The sequence below is a fragment of the Lysobacter enzymogenes genome (assembly GCF_017168095.1).
Classification (GTDB): domain Bacteria; phylum Pseudomonadota; class Gammaproteobacteria; order Xanthomonadales; family Xanthomonadaceae; genus Lysobacter; species Lysobacter enzymogenes_D.
The window spans coordinates 1-4,312 of the sequence record NZ_LXSD01000059.1; the positions used below are offsets into that span (position 1 = coordinate 1).

5 protein-coding genes are annotated in these 4,312 nt (G+C 74.1%); 3 read left to right on the forward strand and 2 right to left on the reverse strand.

Annotated features, from left to right (window positions below; translation table 11 throughout):
• A partial coding sequence (locus tag A7A76_RS01700) for a hypothetical protein (protein ID WP_206409574.1) occupies positions 1–183 on the reverse strand: 183 nt, incomplete at its 3' end.
• Between the two features lie 297 nt (positions 184–480).
• Between A7A76_RS01700 and A7A76_RS01705 the strand changes: the two genes are divergently transcribed.
• Positions 481–1,164 carry a helix-turn-helix domain-containing protein gene (locus tag A7A76_RS01705; protein WP_096376491.1) on the forward strand — a complete coding sequence of 228 codons (684 nt, stop codon included), beginning with the start codon at positions 481–483 and terminating at the stop codon, positions 1,162–1,164.
• A 194-nt stretch (positions 1,165–1,358) separates the two neighbouring features.
• On the opposite strand, the gene A7A76_RS01710 is transcribed toward A7A76_RS01705, so the two are convergent.
• Complete coding sequence (locus A7A76_RS01710) at positions 1,359–2,042, reverse strand: ElyC/SanA/YdcF family protein (protein WP_206409575.1); 684 nt, start codon at positions 2,040–2,042, stop codon at positions 1,359–1,361.
• Between the two features lie 503 nt (positions 2,043–2,545).
• Between A7A76_RS01710 and A7A76_RS01715 the strand changes: the two genes are divergently transcribed.
• Positions 2,546–3,745, forward strand: a complete 1,200-nt coding sequence (locus A7A76_RS01715) for a beta-ketoacyl-[acyl-carrier-protein] synthase family protein (RefSeq protein ID WP_206409576.1) — start codon at positions 2,546–2,548, stop codon at positions 3,743–3,745.
• Positions 3,742–4,312: beta-ketoacyl synthase chain length factor (locus A7A76_RS01720; protein ID WP_206409577.1), on the forward strand; the 571-nt coding region annotated here is incomplete at its 3' end. The genes A7A76_RS01715 and A7A76_RS01720, both read left to right, overlap by 4 nt.

Sequence of the window (4,312 nt, forward strand, 5' to 3'; positions counted from 1 at the left end):
CGCCGTCGTCGCCGCCGGAAACGCCGCGGCGGCCGGCGCGTTCGCGGCCGGCGGCGGCGTCTCGTCCGGTTTGGGCGGCGTCTGCGCGGCCGGCGTCTGCGCCGTCGCGGCCCAGGCCAATGCCAGCCACAACCCCACCGGCGCAAGCACGCGCCCACCCCGCCCCCAGACCTTGCGACTCATCCCTAAACCCCCTTTCGCCCGGGCGCGGTCCCGGGAACTCCATCCAACGCCGTGCGGCAGGTCGTGCAGCCGGCGGCAGCCCGGCAGTGTACTTGCTCGCCGGCGCCGCATCGGCGACCGCCGCGCGCCGGCCGGCGGCCACGAACCCTCGCCCGCACGCCGCCGCCACGGCCAGCCGCCCGGCCTGTTTCCCGATTAGAAATCCTGTTTCACAGTCCGCACAATCGCTTGCCGCCGCGGCTTGGCAAGGCTTCGGCGCGGGCCCTAGAGTCGCGTGTGCCCTCTTCGGCCTAATCCATGCCCGCCAAGCGCAGCAAGACCGTCACCGTCGCCGCGCCCGCCGCCGCCCATAACCCGGGCGTCGCGCTGCGCGCCCTGCGCCGCCAGCGCGGCTGGACCCTGGCCGAAATCGGCGCCCGCACCGGCCTGCCGATTTCGACCCTGTCGAAGATCGAGAACGGCAAGATGTCGCTGAGCTTCGACAAGCTCACCCGCATCGCCCAGGGCCTGGAAGTGGACATCGGCGAGCTGTTCTCGAGCCAGGCGCCGGCCGGCAACGACGCCTTCGGCGGCCGCCGCAGCATCACCCGCGCCGGCGAGGGCTACACGATCCGCACCGAGCACTACGATCATCTGTATCCGGCTTCGGAACTGCTCAACAAGCGCCTGGTGCCGATCATCGTCGAGCTGCACGCGCGCCGACTGGACGAGTTCGGCGAGCTGATCCGCCACACCGGCGAGGAGTTCGCGCTGGTGCTGGAAGGCGCGGTCGAACTGCACACCGAGCTGTACGCGCCGGCGCGATTGGAAGCCGGCGATTCGATCTATTTCGACAGCACCATGGGCCATGCCTATCTCGCTGCCGCGCCGGGCCGCTGCCGGGTGCTGGCGGTGTGCTCGGGCGGCGAGGCGCATCTGCGCGAAGCGATGGCGCGCCAGGACCTGTTGCGCGGCGCGCGCACGCGCCGCGAGGACGCCTGAACCGCCGGCGCCGACGCGCCTGCCACAAAACTTCGCGCAAAACCCATCGCCGGCAAGGCCGAAGCGCCACGCCCGGCTGATCGCAGTCACATAAGCGGCTGGCAGCGATCACGGCGCCGAGTTTTCGCGAACGGAAAATTTTGCCGGCCGCCGGCCGGCTGCGGGCGGGCACGCTCCGGCCGGCTCAGCTCAGCTCAGCTCAGCCGCGCCAGCATGCGCCGGCTGCCGGTCAGCCGCGCCCAGCGCGCGCCCAGGTCGCTCAGGCAGACGTAGGCGGCTTCGCCGGCCAGCCGCACCAGCATGCGCGGGCCCAGGCGCAGGCGCGGTTCGGCCGCGCACAGTTCGAAGTCGTAGCCGAGCCGGCGCGCGAACCACGCGCAGCGCGCCAGGTGGTAGCGGCTGCTGAGCAGGGTGACGCGGCCGCGCATGCCCTCGCCGAGCAGGTCGCGCGCGTTGCGCAGGTTCTGCAGGGTGTCGCGCGATTCGCATTCCAGCCGCAGCGGCGCGTCGGCGGCGATGCCGCGCGCGAGCAGGCCGCGCCGCGCCAGTTCGGCCTCGCTGGGCTGGTCGGCGGCGCCGCCGCCGAGCAGCACCACGCTGTGCGGCGCGCGGTCCGACCACAGCGCCGCGGCGCGGTCCAGGCGCGCTTCGAAATCGCGGTCGAGCCGGCCCTGCGGCGCGTGCTTGCCGAACAGCAGCACGCATTCGCCGCGCTCGGGCCGGCACGGCGCGTTGCGCGCCACCCGCAGCACGTGGACGAAATAGCCCAGATACACCAGCCCGGCGCTGAGCGCGCACACCGCCGCGGCGACCGCGGCCACCAACAGGATGTCGCGATCGCCGAACAAGGCGATGCGGTGGGCGACGCGGGTGGTCACGCGGAAACGGCCCGCAACCGGCGCCGGCCCGGGCGCGGAAGGGACGCCGCGAACGCGGCCGGCGCGAATTGGATGGAACGCATGCAATCCCCCTGCGATGGAACACGAATCGTCGCCGGCGCGGTGCGCGCGGACTCGCCGCCGACCTCGTCGCGGCCTGCGCCGTGGCGGCCGCGACGACGCGCTGCGGTACGGCGCGGCGACTCGCGGCCGCGCCATGATACGTGCCGCATTCCGGCGCCGCTTTCCGGCGCGGCCTGCCGGCGTCGCGCTCTGGCGCCGCCTTCCTGCGCTGCCGTTCGCAGCGGCGTTGCCGAACCGCTCCCGACGCCACCGACGCCGCGAACAGCGCCGCAGACGCCGGCGCCGCAGCGCCCGCGCACCACGATGAACCGTACAGCCTCGCACCGCCTCGCCGCCGGAGCCGCCGCCGCGCTTGGCTATACTGCGGGCCCGCCTCATCCTCCCGGCCCGCCCGCGCAGTGACATCCACCGCCTCCCCGATGCCGCCCCTGGCGATCCGCGCCTACACCGCCAGCACGGCCCTGGGGCACGGCCTGCCCGCGCAGGCCGCGGCCTTGCACGAACGCCGCAGCGGCCTGCGCCGCAACGATTTCGCCCCGCTCGCGCCGGATCAGGCGCCGCTGGACTGCTGGATCGGCCGGGTCGAGGGACTCGAACAGGCGCCGCTGCCGCCGGCCTTGGCGCGCTGGGATTGCCGCAATAACCGCCTGGCCTGGCTGAGCCTGAACCAGGACGGCCTGCCGCAGGCGATCGCCGCCGCGGTCGCGCGCCACGGCGCCGAGCGGGTGGCGGTCATCGTCGGCACCTCGACCTCGAGCATCGGCGCCACCGAGGAAGCCTATGCGCGCCTGCACGGCGAACCGCCGCGCTTCCCCGCCGATCTCGACCGCCCGCAGCTGCACACCCCGCATTCGCTCGGCGCCTTCGTCGCCGCCGCCACCGGCCTGCGCGGGCCGTGCGTCACCGTCGCCACCGCGTGTTCGTCCAGCGCCAAGGTGTTCGCCCAGGCCGCGCGGCTGATCGCCGCCGGCGTGGTCGACGCGGCCCTGGTCGGCGGCGTCGACACCTTGTGCGGCAGCGTGCTGTTCGGCTTCAACTCGCTGCAACTGGTTTCGCCCGAGCCGTGCATGCCGTTCGACGCGCGCCGGGTCGGGCTGTCGCTCGGCGAGGCCGGCGGCTTCGCATTGCTGGAGCGCTGCGAACCCGAACAGGGCGGCCTGCAGTTGCGCGGCTACGGCGAGTCCAGCGACGCCCACCACATGTCCACGCCGCATCCGCAGGGCCTGGGCGCGCGCCTGGCGATGGCCGATGCGCTGGCCCGCGCCGGCGTGGACGCCGATGCGATCGGCTATCTGAATCTGCACGGCACCGCCACGCAGGCCAACGACCAGGTCGAGGCGCTGGCGGTGGCGGCGATGTTCCCGCCGCAACTGCACGCCTCCTCGACCAAGGGCTGGACCGGCCACACCCTCGGCGCGGCCGGCATCGTCGAGTCGGCGTTCGCGCTGCTGGCGCTGGACAGCGGCGAGTTGCCCGGCACCCTCAACAGCCGCGAGCCCGATCCGGGCAACGGCCCGCAGATCCGCTTCGACAACGCGCGCGCGCCGATCCGCTACGCGATGAACAATTCCTTCGGCTTCGGCGGCAACAACTGCTCGCTGGTGTTCGCGCGCGCATGAACGCTCCCGTCCTGTCCGCCGTCATCGAAGGCATCGGCTACTGGAGCCGCGGCCTGCCCGACTGGAACGCCGCGCGCGCCTACGCGCAAGGCGGCGACGCCGTCGACGCGGCGCCGGCGCGGCCTTCGCCGCAATCGCTGCCCGCCAACGAGCGCCGGCGCGCGCCGGAAACCGTGGCGGCGGCGCTGGAAGTGGCCGCGGCCGCCTGCGCCGCGGCCGGACGCGAGCCGGCGTCGCTGTCGTCGGTGTTCGTGTCCAGCCACGGCGACATGGCGATCACCGACTACATGTGCGCGACCCTGGCCCACGAGCCGCGCGCGATCTCGCCGACCCGCTTCCACAACTCGGTGCACAACGCCGCCGCCGGCTACTGGACCATCGGCGTCGGCGCGATGCGTCCGGCCACCGCGCTGAGCGCGCTGGAAGGCGGCTTCGCCCAAGGCTTGCTGGAAGCGCTGGCGCAGCTCGCCGCCGGCGAGGACGCGGTGCTGCTGGCCGGCTACGACGGCGCCGGCTACGGCCCGCTGGGCGCGGTCGCGCCGAGCCAGGGCCTGCTCGGCGCGGCGC